Source organism: Methanobrevibacter sp. (genome assembly GCF_045646045.1).
Taxonomy (GTDB): domain Archaea; phylum Methanobacteriota; class Methanobacteria; order Methanobacteriales; family Methanobacteriaceae; genus Methanocatella.
The window spans coordinates 1-16,492 of the sequence record NZ_JAZRJY010000082.1 but is presented as its reverse complement, the minus strand read 5'-3'; the positions used below and the strand labels follow the sequence as shown (position 1 = coordinate 16,492).

Below are 16,492 nucleotides of genomic sequence, written 5' to 3'. Positions count from 1 at the left end.
TTTTTTCATTTTCAAATTAATTTCTTCCACCTAAATTTTTATTAATCATGTTTGCATAAAATATTAACATGAAAAAAATAGCTATTTTATTAATATGTGTTTTGGCTTTTTTTGCTGTTAATTCTGTATTTTCAGCAGATCAGCCTGAAATGAGTGTGTTTGTAGCTGATATCAATGCTGGTGAAATTGCTATAGTTCAGGTTACCTTGCCTGAAAATGCTACCGGTAATGTAACAGTTACAGTTAATGGCCATGACTTCAATGGCACTGTTGCCGATGGAAAAGCAAATATAGATTTAAAGAATTTAACTGCAGGAGATTATAAGGTTAAAGTAAAATATAATGGTGACGTAAACTATTCAAACATTACAAAAGAAGTTAATTTAACAGTAAATGCAACTAATCCTCCAGTTAATAATAATTCCAGCTCCAATGCAAGTGGGGCTCCAGGAAATACAAATCCTGTTAAAAACAATACCAATACAAATCCTGCTAATGCAAGCGGAAACCCAACCAAGATTGTTCCGATTATAGTCAAAAATAATACCAATGTAACCAACAACACAAATATTACAAACAATACCAACATCACAAACAATGTCAACATTACCAACAACACTAATGTAACTAACAACACAAAGGTTGTTGCTAATAATCCGCCTAAAAATCCGGTGAAAAATAATCCTATAATTACCAAAAATACCGGTCTTCCGATTATGTTGCTTTTATTGGTGGTTGTTGCTGTTGTAATTGCTGTTGTATTCAGGAAGAAATAATTAATTTTTCTTCCATTTTTCTTTTTTATATTTTTTTCAATATTCTCTTTTTAATTCAATTTCTTTTCTAAATTCAATATTATTATATAGCATTTAAAACAAAAGTTTGATTATAATAATTTAAAAATTAATTGATGATATCATGGAGAAAAAAGAGTTAATTAATTCTGGTAAAGTAAAAAGTGTATTCACCACGCAAAACGATGATGAAGTTATCATTGAGTTTCGTGATGATATGACTGCTGGTGATGGTGCACGTAAAGAAGTCATGGACAAAAAAGGTGCCTATAATGCAGTCATTTCTGCTAAAATTTTCAAAGTTTTAGAGGAAAATGGTATTGAAACACAATTTATAGATTTACTTGAAGAAAATGTAATGTTGGCTAAAAAACTGGAAATGATTCCTATTGAAGTCATTGTAAGAAACATAGCTACCGGTAGTCTGGTTCGCAAGTATCCTATTGAAGACGGTATGAGATTAAATCCTCCAATCGTACAGATGGACTTTAAAGATGATGATTATCACGATCCAATGCTTAATGATTCAATTATAAAAGCATTAGGTATTGCTACCCAGGAAGAAATTGATATTCTAACCGAAAAGGCTTTAAAAATCAATGATATTTTGACTGAATTCTTTAAGGATGCGGGCATTATATTGGTTGACTATAAGGTTGAATTCGGTAAGGATAAGGATGGAAAAATCCTCTTGGGTGATGAAATCTCTCCTGACGGATGCAGATTGTGGGATGCCGATACTCTGGAGATGTTAGATAAAGAATTATTCAGAAAAGGTAAAGACGGCGAAGTTATGGACGCTTATATAGAAGTTTATAATAGAATTATTCCTGATGATGAAAAGGTGATTTAAATGTTATTCGATATTGAAGTTAAAATTTCCCTTAAAAGCGGTATGTTAAACCCTGAAGCTACAACAATTGAAAGATCTCTTGATTTACTTGGTTATGAAGTCAAAAATACAAAGACTGTTGAAATTATCAAATTCCAGATGGAAGGAGAAGACAGGGAAGTCATTCGCGAAAATGTTGTAGACATGTGTGAAAGATTACTCTGTAATCCTGTAATCCACAACTATAAAATAAATGTAATTCCACAGAACATGGCCTGCGGTAAATAAGGTGGTTTAAGTGAAAATCGGAGTAATTAGATTTCCTGGAACCAACTGTGATAGGGATGTAGCCCGCGCTATTGAACTTGTTGGCCTTGAAGCTGAATATGTTTGGTGGAGCAGAGACGACTTAACCGATTATGACGGCGTTGTCATTCCTGGAGGATTTTCCTATGGGGATTACTTGAGGGCAGGTGCTATGGCATCAATCACACCAGTAATTGATGGAATTAAGGCATTGGTTAAAGAAGAAAAACCGGTTTTGGGAATATGTAACGGGGCTCAGATTTTAGGTGAAATCGGGCTTGTTCCTGGTGTATTCATAACTAATGAAAACCCTAAATTCAACTGTGAATGGGTTGATTTGAAAGTATCAAATACCAGAACTCCTTTTACAAAAGATTTCAAAAAGGGACAAACTGTTAAAATACCAATTGCTCATGCAGAGGGTAGATTTTACACAGAAGATATTGACTTGCTGAAAGATCAAGATCAAATCGTATTGCAATTTAAAGATAGAAACCCTAACGGTTCAATGGAAGCTATTACAAGTGTATGTGATGAATCCGGACTGGTTTGTGCAATGATGCCTCATCCGGAAAGGGCTTGTGAAGAAATATTGGGCTCAACTGATGGTTTGAACTTCTTTAAAGGATTTTTATAGACTTAAAGTGATAAGATGGTAGTTTATTTAATAGGTGCGGGACCTGGAGATGCAGACTTAATAACTCTAAAAGCCGTTAAAGCACTAAACAAAGCTGACGTTGTTTTATATGATTATCTGGCTAATGAAGAAATATTGGCGCATGCTCCTGAAACGGCAGAAAGGATATATGTCGGCAAAAAGGCAGGCGAACATTATAAGACACAGGACCAGATTAATGAGTTAATCATAAAGCAGGCTCAACAGCATGAGAATGTTGTCAGGCTAAAAGGAGGGGATCCTTTTGTATTTGGTCGTGGTGGAGAAGAAATTTTAGCTTTAATGGAACATGATATCAAATTTGAAGTTATTCCCGGTGTTACTTCAGCTATTGGAGCACCGACTTCCTTGGGACTACCAGTAACTCATAGGGCTATCGCAACTTCAGTTACAATTGTAACAGGTCATGAAGACCCGACAAAAGCTGAAAGTCAGGTTCACTGGGATTATACTGCAGATACCTTAATTATTCTAATGGGAATTGGAAACATTAAGGAAAATACTGCTCAAATAATGAAGTATAGAGATAAAGACACTCCAGTATGTGTTATAGAAAGCGGAACACTGCCTGATGAAAATGTAATATTTGGAACATTGGAAAATATTTCCGAAAAGGATATTAAAACTCCAGCTATCTTAATTATTGGAGAAGTTGTAAAGCTTTACAAGGATATTTATAATTATTAAAAGGTGTTTTATGTGTGCGGTATTGTTGGTTGTATATTAAAGGACAATGACAGGGATGTAGCCCCTATTCTTTTTGACTGTATTTCAAAATTGGAGTATAGGGGTTATGATTCAATCGGACTTGCTACTTATGATGAAAAGATTCATGTAAAAAAGGATAAAGGTAAAATTGACGAAGTTAACAAAAAACTTGACTTGCCGGACTTGCCGGGCAATTTCGGTATTGCTCATGTAAGGTGGGCTACACACGGTGATCCGTCAAAATTGAATGCTCACCCTCAGCTTGATGAGGAAAATACAATAGCTGTTGTTCACAATGGTATTATTGAAAATAACAGCAAAATAAAAGCAGACTTGATTGCAGAAGGATGCACATTCAAGTCAGATACTGATACTGAGGTAATTCCTCATCTCATTCACAAGTTCATGGATGAAGGGCTTGACCTTGAACATGCAGTCAGAAAGACAATCGAAATTCTTGACGGCGCTTATGCAATAGCTGTGATATCATCAAGAGAGCCGGATAAGATTGTTGCAACTAGGAAAGACTCACCGTTAATTGTAGGTTTGGGTGAAGATGGTTATTATCTTGCTTCAGACTCACCAGCTATTCTGAAATATGCAAAAGACATAATCTATCCTGAAAAAGGTGAAATTGTTATTCTGGATAAGAATGGCGTAGTTGTCCATGACGAATTTGACAATCCAGTTAATAAAGAGATTGATACAATCAACTGGACACCAGAAATGGCAGAAAAAGAAGGATATGACCATTTCATGATAAAGGAAATCAACGAACAGGCAACAGCAGTTCAAAACACACTGACTCAAAAGGAAAACATCCAGAAAATCATTGATGATTTTGACGATATTTCAAGAATATGCTTTGTAGCCTGCGGAACATCATATCATGCTTCATTAACAGGTAAATATCTGCTTGAATCACTTGCTGGAATTCCTACTGATGTGATTTTAGCATCTGAATTTAAATTCTCAGCAAAAACCCTTAAAGAGGATACTTTGGTAATATTCATTTCACAGTCAGGTGAAACCGCAGATTCTCTAAAGGCACTTGATGTTGCAAATGAAACCTCAAAGACATTGGGAATAGTAAATGTTGCAGGTTCATCAATAACAAGAAGGGCACAGTATGTAATACAGACTCAGGCAGGACCTGAAATAGGTGTTGCAGCAACAAAAACCTATGTATCACAGTTAACTGCTATTTATATCTTTTCAGCGCTTATGGCGAAAGACGAAAAGCTATTGGCTGAAATCGAAAAGGTTCCAGACTTCATTGACGAAGTATTGGAAGATGTGGAATCAATCAAGTCAATGTCACAGAGATACAATTATGCAAAAGACTTCTTCTATCTCGGAAGAGGATACTGCTATCCTACCGCACTGGAAGGAGCCCTAAAATTAAAGGAGATTTCATACATACATGGTGAAGGATATGCTGCAGGAGAGCTCAAACACGGTCCTTTGGCATTAATTGATGAAGGAATACCTGTAGTTGTAGTGATTCCTCCTGGAGAATCATATAAAAAGACAATGAGTAATCTTGAAGAAGTAAAATCTCGTGGAGCTCATGTTCTTGCCTTCGGTGCGGCTGATGATGAGGAACTTACAAAAAAGGCACCTGAAGTATTTAAAATCAATCCTGATGTCAGTGAAATTATAGCTCCTCTTGTATATATTGTACCGCTTCAACTTTTATCATATTATATTACAATCGAAAAAGGTTTTGATCCGGATAAACCAAGAAATTTAGCAAAATGTGTAACTGTGGAATAAGGCTTTTATTTCTCAATTCCACTTTTTTTCTCTTTTTATTTTCAAATCATTTACTTTCAATCAATTATTTTTTTCATTCTTTTGGCCACATTATATAATATTGGTATAATTGAAGTATTTTTTTCTTATATTTTATTTCAAAAATAAGCACTTTAAGACTTTTAATTTCTTAAATACTAATTCTTTAATTGTTTTTAAAAAGTATTTGACAATAGGCAAAAATCAATTCCTTTTATTTGTGCTTTATTTTAGCTTTTTGGCCTTATTTATGCCCTTTTTGAAAATACAAAGCTTTTTATAAGAAAAGTTTTATAAGATTATAGTACCGATGTAAAACAAGATTTTACATTTTTCATATTAACGAGGTTAATATATGTTTAATAAAAAAATTAGTTTACTATTTATAACACTCTTCTTCATGCTGTCAATTTCAGCTGTTGCCGCTGTTGATAGTGGTGCTGTAAGTGATGAGCTTGAATTGAGTGATTCGGAAGAGGAACCTCCTTCGGGTACTGCTTTAGTTCCTCAAGATATCATATCCACTAGTCAGGATGACTATTCTTTGGAGACTAGGGATGTGTCAATGTATTATAAGAATGGAACGAGATATTCTGTAACTTTAACTCATTTTGATAATCCTGTTGAAAATGCTTCAGTAATTATAAACCTTAATGGAGTAAATTATACCAGATTCACAGATTCTAATGGAGTAGCATCTCTTGCTATTAATCTGATTCCTGGAAATTATTCAATTTCTGCATTTTATAATTACGACTCAAAATTAATGGATTTGAACAGTGATGTTGAGGTTTTATCCACGTTGGTCGGTAATGATATTCAAAAGATTTATAAAAATGATACCCAATATTATATTTCCGTTTTGGATAATTTCGGTAATCCTTTGGCCGACAGTGACATTACATTTAATATCAATGGTGTATTCTATAACCGTAAAACCAATGAAAAAGGTATTGCACGTTTAAATATTAATTTGCTTCCTGATGAATATATATTAACAGCCATTCATCAAAATGGTTTGTCATATTCAAATAAGGTTACGGTTTTACCATCCGTTTCAGGATCTGATATTTTCAAAATATATAAAAATGATACCCAATATTATGCAAGCTTCTTGAATACTGACGGAAGCCCATTGGCTGACACTGAAGTTACATTTAACATTAATGGTGTTTTCTATTCAAGAATGACTGATGCAGATGGGGTAGCTAAATTAAATATTAATTTGGAACCGAGTTCTTACATTTTAACTGCAATAAATCCGGTCAATAATGATATGTGCTCTAACAAAATTGTGGTCATGCCATCTGTTATAGCATCAAATATTGAAAGTAACAGCAGTTCTGTCAAGTTCGAAGCGATATTAATCAATTCTGACGCTTCTGTTGGATCCCATAGGGATATGGAAATTATCGTAGACGATACTCCATATATTGTAGAAACCGATAAAATAGGTTTTGCAGAACTTGATTTGGACTTGGAAAACGGTATCCATAATGTCTTATCACATGATTTTGCTACTGACCTTTATGTAAGTAGCATAATCAATGTTTCTGCAGTGAAAGATACTGAAACATTATATTATTCAAGATATGGTGTTTCACCAGATAATAAAACAATTATGGCTATTGGAAGACCTTCAGCTTCAGGTGAACTTTCAAAATACGGATATACATACTACATGACTGTATTTGAAAGAGTCTGTCCTTATTGTGGAAGTACTGAATTGTACTGGGGTATTTTCTGGGCCGGTGATGAAACATCAAATTATGGTGTTTTCCCTGCTACAGGCCAAAAAGAAGGTGGAAGTGCAGAAGGACATATCTTCTGTGCTAACTGTGATGCGGACTGGAGTGTATTTGGAAACGAACATGTATCCAACGGTCGTACATTAAAAGTAATTTCCGAATCCGTATTATCTTCAAAAGATGCAGCTTATGCATTAAAAAATGGTGAAATGATTTATTCATAATCACCGTTTTTAACTTTTTTTAATCTTTTTTCCATATTTAAAATTCTGTCTCTGGAATTATTTTCAATGCTTTGTTTTTCTTCGTAGCTGTTTTCGATTTCAACGATATATTTGGCTTCGGCTGATGTTGTTGACGGAATATTCATTTTTGCCAGATTACGCTCGACACGTCTTTTCAGCTTTTCGTCATCCATTTCCTGGGCTAAAAATATAGGTGTCTTAACGGCTGAGGATATTTTGGTTTTATGCCTTTTTTCATGTCTTTCCTCGGTTCTTTTTTCGAGAATATATTCGCTTGAATTGTTTAATCCCGGATCTCTGAATGGTATTCCAACATCTGATAAGGCAATTCTTATTTCATCATTTTTGGGAAGGGATGTATCAAGCATTTCCTGTGAAGGGCTGGCAAGTGTGCCTCCCTGTTTGCGTCCGAAAATCGGTCCAAGACCAATATAAAATCCTGCTTCAATAAATGCTGCCCTGACTGGTGCTGATGAAGTGTATGTTGCAACTATTCCTCGGTCTTTTATTATTCTTCTGAATTCTTTAAAAAATTCCAGTGAAAATAACTCCGGAGCCATGTTCTGGCTGAACGGATCCAAAAATATTGCATCATAGCTATTGTCCTTTAGCTTCTGAACAGTTTGTCTTGCATCCTCAATGAAAACATTGATGTTGATGTTTGAGGGTATTTCGGCTTTTTCCAACTCTAGTGTTGCATAGCCTGTGTTAATAAGTTCTGTTTCAATTGCTTTTCGTGTAATATCGTGGGCTTTGATTGGTGAAGGCACCAGAAGCCCGCATGCAAGTGTGGCTGCAGATATTTCAACCATATCAATCGTTAAGCTGGAATCCTTTGAATTTTTTAAAAAATCATCTATTGCAGCTGATGAGTTATAGCCGAGACCTGCACAGATGTCCAAAATTGCAATGTCTTTCGAGTAGTCGAACTTCATCGGCTTAATAAATTTCTCAAATGCCTCACTAATTGCACCTGTAGATGTATGTAATGTTTCAATTTTATGATTTATTTCTTTAGAGTTAATAGAATAAGACCCATCATCTGTTAAAACAAAGTAATTGTTATAAGTATCAAAAAAATTGAGCCTACTTTCATTATTTCGACCACTTCTTTCCTCATCGAAGCATCGATTTATCAAATCAAAGATATCGTCATTAATTACGCGAGCATTGTTTTCATAATTCATGGTATCTAATAATACTTTTGATATAAAAATATAAATAATTAATTAAAAAGATGTATATTCATAGTTTAATGGAGTTATTATGATGATTGACAGAGACGGAGCAATTGCATTGGCCATATCATTTTTCTTACCTGGTCTGGGTATTGCATACATAGGAGATTATAAAAAAGCGCTTATAATATTTGCAGTGGCGTTGGCAACCCACTTCATATCAATCTATTCATTTGCATTCAGCATTATCAATTTCATCGTCTGGGCATATGGAATGTATGCAACATATCAGATGGTTAATTATTGAGTATTGAAAAAATAATTTAAAACTCTGAATTCTTATTAAATCGGTTATTTTGGTGCCGATTTTGATATATCTTCTTTTTTATTGATTTTTTAAAAGCTGATAAATCATCTTTTAGCAAAATCTGATAAGATTTATGAAATTCTATTTGCTTTAATTTTAACATTTTTCTTTCAAAGCGATTTAAAATTCCTTTAATTTAGCTAATTCCTTTTTAAAAAGCTTTTCAATTTTTAAGTCTTTTTTTGATTAAAAGAGTAATTTTAACTGAATTTAGATTTAATTAGGTAATATTTTTTAATATTTGATTAAAATAAGTATTTTAATGTTATGTTTTGCTTAAAAAAGTAATTTTTTGTTATATCCACTTTGGGATTATCATTATTTTGCGCCATCTCTTTGGACTTTTTTGGCCTTGGGGTATTGAATTTCAGGCATTTTCAGCCGATTAATTTTTCGCTTTAAATTGCTTTTTTTCCTTAGCTATTGGTGGTAAATTCCCGTTTAAATAAAAAACTTTATATACTACTTATTAGTTAATATCTACTAACAATCTTTGGAAGATTCAAAAATTTGAGAATAATTCTTTGAAAAAACTTCATGATAAATCATGAATAATTCCGAAGGTTGGAGTTTAATTAGTGAGGTGAAAAATGCATAGTAGGAAAAATATTGTATTGATGTTTTTGATTATTATGTTGTCTTTCGCTAACGTCTCGGAGGTTTCAGCCATATCAATTGACGATGCTGAACCTGCTGAGTCGGGTTTGATCGGGTTATTCAATCCCGAAATCCATGGCGAAAGATTTCAAAATATTTAGGATTTGAATGATTCCGATTCAAATAATAATCAAACTTCAGGTTAAAGATGAACTTTTAAAAACAGGGTTTTGATTTCACTGACGGTAGTTTCAAGGTTCAATGCAGATTTGACTTTTCAACACAATTCCCAACAATTTCCTTTCCCATAAAAAAAGCATCTCTGTATCAGAAACAGAAGCTATCCAACATTGGAGCGTTATTCAGTCTTTTGTGATGATTTCCTCCTTGATATAATTTAGGACTAAAAAAACACACCCTTTTTCCAAATAAATTAATCCATAATGAAAGATAATTAAGCGCTTTGAAATCAAACACCTGCATTATGTAAACACGGGGCTTTTTGCCTCGAATTAAGGTTAATCCACACTTAACCTTATTTTTTTCTCTTTTTTTTCTAAATTCAATATTTCTCGCACGTAAAAGCAATCACGACAGAGTCAAAGGATGACTAGATAATAGCTTGCCGTGAAATAATGAACCCTGAAACAGCACCATATTGTATGATAATTCTACTTTTTTAAGATAACTGGTGGAATTATTTTGTTATCAAGCATTTTAAAGCATTATTTAATCAATTTAAAATGTAAACAACCCCTTGCATTGGAATAAGCTTTCTCCCTTTTTTTCTGATTCTTTTTTTAAATAGGTTAAATTTAAATAATTTTTTTTAAATACATTATTTCTAACTAATTGTTTTAAGGTAAATTAAATGTTTGAAATAAAAGCTAAAGATATGAGAGGAAGAGTCGGTGTTTTAAAGACAAAACATGGTGATGTAAAAACACCTGCATTGATGCCTGTAATACATCCGCGCAAGCAGGAAATCGATGTTAAAAAGTACGGCGCAGATATAGTAATTACTAATGCTTATTTGATTTATAAAGATGAGGATTTAAAGCAGAAAGCTATTGATGAAGGTCTTCATAATTTAATAAACTTTGACGGTCCGGTCATGACGGATTCGGGTTCATTTCAGCTGTCCGTTTATGGTGATGTGGACATTACAAACAAGGAAGTCATTGAATATCAGGAAATGATAGGAACAGATATTGGAACAAGCCTTGACATTCCAACAGCACCTTTTGTAGAAAGGGAAAAGGCCGAAAGCGATTTGGAAATAACTATTGAACGTGCAAAAGAAGCAGTTGAGTTTAAAAAGCAAAACAATATTGAAATGCTTTTGAATTCAGTAGTTCAGGGATCAACATTTATGGATTTAAGGCAGGAATGTGCCAAGGAACTGTCAAAACTGGATGCTGACTTATATCCAATCGGTGCTGTTGTGCCTCTGATGGAATCCTACCACTACAAGGAACTTGTAGACGTTGTAATGAATTCAATGATGTATCTTCCAGACAATACCGCACGCCATCTCATGGGAGCCGGTCATCCTATGGTATTTGCACTTGCCGTTGCAATGGGATGTGATTTGTTTGATTCAGCAGCATATATATTATATGCAGAAGATGACAGGCTTTTATCTACCAGAGGAACCTTCAAGCTGGAAAATCTCCAGGAAATGCCATGTTCATGTGAAGTATGTTCCAAATACACTCCTGACGATTTAAGGGCAATGCCTAAAAAGGAAAGGAGAGATTTGATTGCCCAGCATAACTTGCATGTTTCTTTTGCAGAACTTAGATTAATAAGACAGGCCATTTATGAAGGAAGCCTGATGGAGCTTGTTGAAGAACGCTGCAGAGCACATCCTGCACTTCTTGATGCTGTACGCCAGCTTAAAAATTATAATGAAAACTTTGAGCAATATGATCCGAGAAGCAAAAAATCAGCATTTTTCTACACCGGTCCGGAATCCCTGGGCAGGTCTGAGGTTTTAAGGCATCATGAAAAGCTTCGAGAAATGCCTAAAAAACGTGATTTGATAATTTTGCCTCCTTCACGAAAGCCTTATTCCAAATTCATTTCAGGCAAGCTGGGGGAGTTTTACGTCTGCGGAAAAAGACATGATGTGAACCTGGATGACAGTGACTTTATGGTAATGGACATTCCTTTCGGACTCATACCTCTTGAAATTGATGAATTATATCCATTAAGTCAGAATGCCGCTCCTAAAATATGGGACAGCGACAGCAAAGATTACCTTAAAACATTTTTAGATGAATTCACAGGTGAATATGAACAGGTTCTTATCCATCCGAGAATTGTCAGAAACCTCGATTTGGATTTGAAAGATAAAATAGATGATGAAATAAGATATTCAAAAGACGATGTTAAAAAGCTTAAGGCAATAGCGGACTACCAGTTCGGCTGGGGTGTCGGTGAAGCATTGTTCAAGGGCAATATCAACGTAGAGAAAAGTAAAAAGACAGGCAAAATCAGACATATCTATGACGGAAAAACATTGATTGTCAATATGAGGGCATCAGATTCATATCTTGTATTATCCAAGGAAGGTGCAAGAAGACTCCACGCTGCAGCACCATATCCAAAAAATCGTGTTGCAGTAAACGAGGACTCAGAGCCATTTGCACTTGACGGAAAAAGCGTATTTTCAAAATTTGTCATAGAATGCGATGAAAACATAAGAGCCCGCGACGAGGTTCTGATTGTCAACAAACAAGACAAGCTATTGGCTTACGGAAAATCATTATTGTCTGCTGTTGAAATCAATAATTTCCAAACAGGTCAGGCTATCAAAACAAGAAAAGGATTTAAAAAGTAGGTGCTATAATGAATGATGATAATAAAGTAAATACCGGTCACCACATTGAAGACAAGAAACTGATTATAAATGCAAGAAAACCTGTAGGCAGATTAGGACGAAAAATTCTCGAAAGAATGAACAAATCTCATGAAATGATGGCCCGATGGGGAGTAAGTCATTTTAATATACTTCCTGATAGTATAATTCTTGATATAGGATGCGGTGGCGGAAAAAACATTGAAAGGTTTGCAAAACTGATCAAAACAGGCAAAGTTATCGGAATAGACTATTCAGAAATCAGCGTAGAAAAATCAATAGAAATCAACAAAAAAGCTATTGAAGCAGGTAAAGTTAATATAATTCAGGCATCAGTATCTGAAATGCCTTTTGAAAATGAAACTTTTGATATTGTAACCGGTTTTGAAACCATATATTTCTGGCCGGATTTCATCAATGATTTAAAAGAGGTCAACCGTGTAATGAAAAAAGGTGGACTTGTATTTTTCTGTAATGAAGCTGTTTACAGAGAAGGTGAAATGGAAAAATACGATGATTTGGTAGAGCTTTTAGACATGAAGATATATTCTGAAGAGGTCTTGAAGGAAGCTCTTGAAAAAACAGGTTTCATAGATTTTATAGCTTATATCGATAATATAAATGACTGGATTTGTGTCCTTGCAAGGAAAAGTTAATGGGTAAAAGAGAAAAAAACAAAACTTTTATATATCATAATTATGTAATATAATATTGTTGTTTATTTTTATGCGGTGTTAGTCCAGCCTGGTTAAGACTCTAGCCTGCCACGTTAGAGACCCGGGTTCAAATCCCGGACGCCGCACTTTTACTTTTGCAGCTGTGGTATAGTCTGGTTATTACTTGGGCCTTCCAAGCCTACAACCCGGGTTCGAATCCCGGCAGCTGCATATTCAAAAATATATTTTTTCAAAAAAGTTTCTTATCTTTTATTAAAATTCTTATTTTTTGTAGTTACCTTTATATAATAATTAAAAACAAATATTAATTAATTATAATACTTTTTATAATTTTATTTCATAAAGATAAATTTTATGGTGATTTAATGGTAGGAATTGTAGGATATGGGGCATATGTGCCTTCATATAGAATAAAAGTGGAAGAAATAGCTAAAGTTTGGGGAGATGACCCTGTAGCTTTATCTAATGGTTTAGTAGTTAACGAAAAATCTGTTCCTTCTGCTGATGAAGATACTGCAACTATTGCAGTTACCGCTGCTAGATATGCTCTAGCAAGAGCTCAGATAGATCCACAAAAGATTGGTGCTGTTTATGTAGGTTCTGAATCACATCCGTATGCAGTAAAACCAACAGCAACCATTGTTGCAGAAGCTGTTAGGGCAACACCGGACATGACTGCAGCTGATTTGGAGTTTGCATGTAAAGCAGGAACTGCCGGTATCCAAATGTCAATGGGTCTTGTTGAAAGTGACAGAATTGAATACGGATTAGCTATTGGTGCTGATACATCTCAGGGAGCTCCTGGAGATGCTTTGGAATATACCGCATCTGCAGGTGGTGCCGCTTATGTTATTGGTAAGAAAAACACTTTAGCTGAAATAGAAGAGACTTACAGTTTTACAACTGACACTCCTGATTTTTACAGAAGGGAAGGTGAAGACTACCCATCTCACGGTGGCCGTTTTACCGGAGAACCAGCTTACTTCAAGCATGTATTGAGTGCAGCTAAAAAATTGTTTGAATTGACTGATACTCAAGCTAGCGATTATAATTATGCTTGTTTCCACCAACCAAATGGTAAGTTTTACTTAAGGGCAGCTAAAAAATTAGGATTTACTCCTGAACAATACTCTCAAGGATTATTAACTCCAAACATTGGAAATACATATTCCGGTGCTGTACCTCTTGCATTATCCAACATCTTGGATGTAGCTGAACCTGGAGACAAAATATTTGTTGTATCATACGGTTCAGGTGCAGGTAGTGACGGATTCACCTTGGAAGTAACTGATGAAATAACTGAAAAAAGAGATTTGGCTCCTAAAACAGAAGAAATCATTTCCAACAAAAAGTATGTTGATTATGCTGTTTATGCTAAATTCAAAGGTAAAATTAAAATGTAGGGAGGTTAGATTATGAGAGACGTTGCTATTATTGGTGTTTCACAAACAAAATTCGGTGAATTATGGGATTACTCCTTCAGAGACATGATAGCTGAAGCAGGTATAAAAGCTTTAGTTGATGCAGGTATGGGAGGAGATGAAATCGAAGCAATGTTTGTTGGAAACATGTCTTCAGGATTATTTGTAGAACAAGAACATATTGCAGCTCTTATTTCCGATCACGTAGGTTTAAACCCTGTTCCAACCACAAGAGTTGAAGCTGCTTGTGCATCAGGAGGATTGGCTTTAAGACAAGGTATAATGGCTGTTGCATCAGGTTTCCATGATGTTGTAATCTCTGCAGGTGTTGAAAAGATGACTGATGTCGTTGATGCTACTCCAGCTATTGCAACCGCTTCAGACAAGGAATGGGAAGCTCAGCAAGGGGCAACATTCCCGTCATTATATGCAATGATTGCAAAAAGACACATGCACGAATACGGTACAACCCGTGAACAATTGGCACAATTTTCAGTTGTAAACCACAAAAACGCATCTAAAAATCCAAATGCACAATTCCCATTTGAAATCAGTGTAGATAAGGTAATCAATTCTACCATGGTAGCAGATCCTTTAACATTGCTAGACTGTTCTCCTGTATCAGACGGAGCAGCGGCTGTTGTTATGGTGCCTGCTGAAGATGCTAAAAAATATACTGACACTCCAATTTATGTAAAGGCTTCCGCACAAGCTTCAGGAACATTGACATTACATGACAGAAAAGATATTACTACTATTGAATCAACTAAAGTGGCTTCCAGAAAAGCATATGATATTGCTGGAGTTACTGTAAAAGATATTGATGTTACTGAAGTCCATGACTGTTTCTCAATCAACGGTCTTTTGGCAGTTGAAGACTTAGGATTTGCCGAAAAAGGTAAAGGTGGAATAGCTATTGAAGAAGGCCAAACTGAAATCGACGGTGATTTCCCAATCAACACTTCAGGTGGTCTAAAAGCTCGTGGACACCCTCTTGGAGCAACAGGTATTGCTCAGGCTGCTGAAATCGTATGGCAATTAAGAGGAGATGCTGGAAAACGTCAAGTTGATGGTGCAGAAATCGGTATGACCCACAACATTGGTGGTACCGGAGGTACTGCAGCAGTACATATTTTCGGAAGAGATTTATAAATCTCTTTTATTTCTTTTTTTATGATAATCAATACTGGTACAAGAACAGATATTCCTGCTTTTTACTCAAAATGGTTCTTAAACAGAATTGAAGAGGGTTTTGTACTCAGTAAAAATCCATATAACAACCAGATATATAAATATAATTTCAATCCTAAAACTGTAGATTGTATCTGCTTTTGCTCTAAAAATCCAAAACCTCTAGTCAGGAATCTTGATATTCTGTCTGACTACAGACAATTCTGGTTTACGACAATTAATCCCTACGGCAAGGATATTGAAGTAAATGTTCCAGACTATAAGAAAGTCATTGAAACATTTAAGGAGCTGTCACAGACTTTGGGAATCAACTGTGTGTCCTGGAGATATGATCCCATTTTCATTACAGATAAATATTCAATTGATTTTCATATTGAAAAATTTGAAGAAATGGCATCTGAACTGCATAAATATACTTCAGATTGCACAATCAGTTTTATTGATCTCTATCAGAAGGTTTTAAGAAATTTTCCTGAGGCTCGTGAAGTTACAACAGATGAACGCTTGGAAATAGGCAAAAATTTTGCAAGAATTGCTGATGAATATGACATACAAATGAAAACATGTGTTGAAGGTACCCTGCTTGACCAGTTCGGTTTCGATTCATCAGGATGCATGACCCAACAGGTGTTGGAAAAAGCTATTGGAAATAATTTAAAGGTGCCTAAAGGAAAATATAGGAATCGTGAATGCAATTGTTTAATGGGAAGGGATATTGGATTATATAATACATGTATGCACGGATGCAAATATTGTTACGCCAACAGTAACATGAAGCTGGTTAAAAGGAACCAAAAGTTGCATAATCTTGATTCGCCATTGCTGATTGGTGAGGTTAAAGATAGTGATGTTGTAAAGGAAGTTAATGAACCTAGTTTCATTGATTCACAACAAAGATTAATGTAACGATAAATTTTTCTTCTTGATTCATAGGGAATATATTTATGTCACAGTGATGGAAAATATTTTATTATTTTAAAACTAAATCCTTATCATGAAAAAGTTTTTGAGTGTTGCATTAAAATTCCAATGGAAAACAATAGTAGTTATTTTTGCATTACTGATTATTCAGACATTCTTTCAAATGGAAATAAT

At 34.8% G+C, this 16,492-nt stretch carries 14 protein-coding genes and 2 tRNA genes; 15 read left to right on the top strand and 1 reads right to left on the bottom strand.

Annotated elements, in window-relative coordinates; genetic code table 11:
• Positions 1-68 precede the first annotated feature (68 nt).
• From ACKI5C_RS05375 to ACKI5C_RS05345, 7 genes are all read left to right on the top strand, one after another.
• Entirely contained in the window at positions 69-776 is a 708-nt protein-coding gene (locus ACKI5C_RS05375) for an Ig-like domain-containing protein (RefSeq protein ID WP_407432161.1), read from the top strand.
• A gap of 142 nt (positions 777-918) precedes the next feature.
• On the top strand, positions 919-1,647 hold the full coding sequence (purC, locus tag ACKI5C_RS05370) for a phosphoribosylaminoimidazolesuccinocarboxamide synthase (protein ID WP_407432160.1): 729 nt from the start codon (positions 919-921) through the stop codon (positions 1,645-1,647).
• Positions 1,648-1,914: a phosphoribosylformylglycinamidine synthase subunit PurS gene (gene purS, locus ACKI5C_RS05365; protein ID WP_296797095.1), complete on the top strand. Its 267-nt coding sequence runs from the start codon at positions 1,648-1,650 to the stop codon at positions 1,912-1,914.
• A gap of 10 nt (positions 1,915-1,924) precedes the next feature.
• A complete protein-coding gene (gene purQ, locus ACKI5C_RS05360) occupies positions 1,925-2,569 on the top strand; it encodes a phosphoribosylformylglycinamidine synthase subunit PurQ (protein WP_296797092.1) in 645 nt (214 codons plus the stop codon).
• 15 nt (positions 2,570-2,584) lie between these two features.
• Positions 2,585-3,295 carry a uroporphyrinogen-III C-methyltransferase gene (cobA, locus tag ACKI5C_RS05355; protein ID WP_407432159.1) on the top strand — a complete coding sequence of 237 codons (711 nt, stop codon included), beginning with the start codon at positions 2,585-2,587 and terminating at the stop codon, positions 3,293-3,295.
• A 12-nt stretch (positions 3,296-3,307) separates the two neighbouring features.
• Positions 3,308-5,092, top strand: a complete 1,785-nt coding sequence (gene glmS / locus ACKI5C_RS05350; RefSeq protein ID WP_407432158.1) for a glutamine--fructose-6-phosphate transaminase (isomerizing) — start codon at positions 3,308-3,310, stop codon at positions 5,090-5,092.
• A gap of 373 nt (positions 5,093-5,465) precedes the next feature.
• Positions 5,466-7,082 carry an adhesin gene (locus ACKI5C_RS05345; RefSeq protein WP_407432157.1) on the top strand — a complete coding sequence of 539 codons (1,617 nt, stop codon included), beginning with the start codon at positions 5,466-5,468 and terminating at the stop codon, positions 7,080-7,082.
• On the opposite strand, the gene ACKI5C_RS05340 is transcribed toward ACKI5C_RS05345, so the two are convergent.
• Complete coding sequence (locus ACKI5C_RS05340) at positions 7,073-8,290, bottom strand: MnmC family methyltransferase (protein WP_407432156.1); 1,218 nt, start codon at positions 8,288-8,290, stop codon at positions 7,073-7,075. The genes ACKI5C_RS05345 and ACKI5C_RS05340 overlap by 10 nt on opposite strands.
• A 79-nt stretch (positions 8,291-8,369) precedes the next feature.
• On the opposite strand from ACKI5C_RS05340, the gene ACKI5C_RS05335 reads away from it, so the two are divergent.
• From ACKI5C_RS05335 to ACKI5C_RS05300, 8 genes are all read left to right on the top strand, one after another.
• On the top strand, positions 8,370-8,588 hold the full coding sequence (locus tag ACKI5C_RS05335; protein ID WP_407432155.1) for a hypothetical protein: 219 nt from the start codon (positions 8,370-8,372) through the stop codon (positions 8,586-8,588).
• Positions 8,589-10,116: 1,528 nt separating this feature from the next.
• Positions 10,117-12,090 carry a tRNA guanosine(15) transglycosylase TgtA gene (tgtA, locus tag ACKI5C_RS05330; RefSeq protein WP_407432154.1) on the top strand — a complete coding sequence of 658 codons (1,974 nt, stop codon included), beginning with the start codon at positions 10,117-10,119 and terminating at the stop codon, positions 12,088-12,090.
• 8 nt (positions 12,091-12,098) lie between these two features.
• Positions 12,099-12,764, top strand: coding sequence for a class I SAM-dependent methyltransferase (locus ACKI5C_RS05325; RefSeq protein WP_407432153.1), 666 nt, complete (start codon positions 12,099-12,101; stop codon positions 12,762-12,764).
• Positions 12,765-12,836: 72 nt separating this feature from the next.
• Positions 12,837-12,910: transfer RNA gene (locus tag ACKI5C_RS05320), tRNA-Gly, on the top strand.
• 11 nt (positions 12,911-12,921) lie between these two features.
• Positions 12,922-12,995: transfer RNA gene (locus ACKI5C_RS05315), tRNA-Gly, on the top strand.
• A 155-nt stretch (positions 12,996-13,150) separates the two neighbouring features.
• Positions 13,151-14,188 (top strand): hydroxymethylglutaryl-CoA synthase, encoded by a 1,038-nt coding sequence (locus ACKI5C_RS05310; protein ID WP_407432152.1) that lies wholly within the window; start codon positions 13,151-13,153, stop codon positions 14,186-14,188.
• A gap of 12 nt (positions 14,189-14,200) precedes the next feature.
• Entirely contained in the window at positions 14,201-15,358 is a 1,158-nt protein-coding gene (locus ACKI5C_RS05305) for a thiolase domain-containing protein (protein ID WP_407432151.1), read from the top strand.
• Positions 15,359-15,379: 21 nt separating this feature from the next.
• Entirely contained in the window at positions 15,380-16,303 is a 924-nt protein-coding gene (locus tag ACKI5C_RS05300) for a DUF1848 domain-containing protein (RefSeq protein ID WP_407432150.1), read from the top strand.
• Positions 16,304-16,492: the final 189 nt, after the last annotated feature.

Excerpts from the sequence above, each read along its gene's own strand:
- tgtA (WP_407432154.1), top strand. The coding sequence starts at position 10,117 with ATGTTTGAAATAAAAGCTAAAGATATGAGAGGAAGAGTCGGTGTTTTA.
- ACKI5C_RS05375 (WP_407432161.1), top strand. The coding sequence starts at position 69 with ATGAAAAAAATAGCTATTTTATTAATATGTGTTTTGGCTTTTTTTGCT.
- ACKI5C_RS05305 (WP_407432151.1), top strand. The coding sequence starts at position 14,201 with ATGAGAGACGTTGCTATTATTGGTGTTTCACAAACAAAATTCGGTGAA.
- purC (WP_407432160.1), top strand. The coding sequence starts at position 919 with ATGGAGAAAAAAGAGTTAATTAATTCTGGTAAAGTAAAAAGTGTATTC.
- ACKI5C_RS05325 (WP_407432153.1), top strand. The coding sequence starts at position 12,099 with ATGAATGATGATAATAAAGTAAATACCGGTCACCACATTGAAGACAAG.
- ACKI5C_RS05345 (WP_407432157.1), top strand. The coding sequence starts at position 5,466 with ATGTTTAATAAAAAAATTAGTTTACTATTTATAACACTCTTCTTCATG.
- purS (WP_296797095.1), top strand. The coding sequence starts at position 1,648 with ATGTTATTCGATATTGAAGTTAAAATTTCCCTTAAAAGCGGTATGTTA.
- ACKI5C_RS05340 (WP_407432156.1), bottom strand. The coding sequence starts at position 8,290 with ATGAATTATGAAAACAATGCTCGCGTAATTAATGACGATATCTTTGAT.
- ACKI5C_RS05300 (WP_407432150.1), top strand. The coding sequence starts at position 15,380 with ATGATAATCAATACTGGTACAAGAACAGATATTCCTGCTTTTTACTCA.
- ACKI5C_RS05310 (WP_407432152.1), top strand. The coding sequence starts at position 13,151 with ATGGTAGGAATTGTAGGATATGGGGCATATGTGCCTTCATATAGAATA.
- ACKI5C_RS05335 (WP_407432155.1), top strand. The coding sequence starts at position 8,370 with ATGATGATTGACAGAGACGGAGCAATTGCATTGGCCATATCATTTTTC.
- cobA (WP_407432159.1), top strand. The coding sequence starts at position 2,585 with ATGGTAGTTTATTTAATAGGTGCGGGACCTGGAGATGCAGACTTAATA.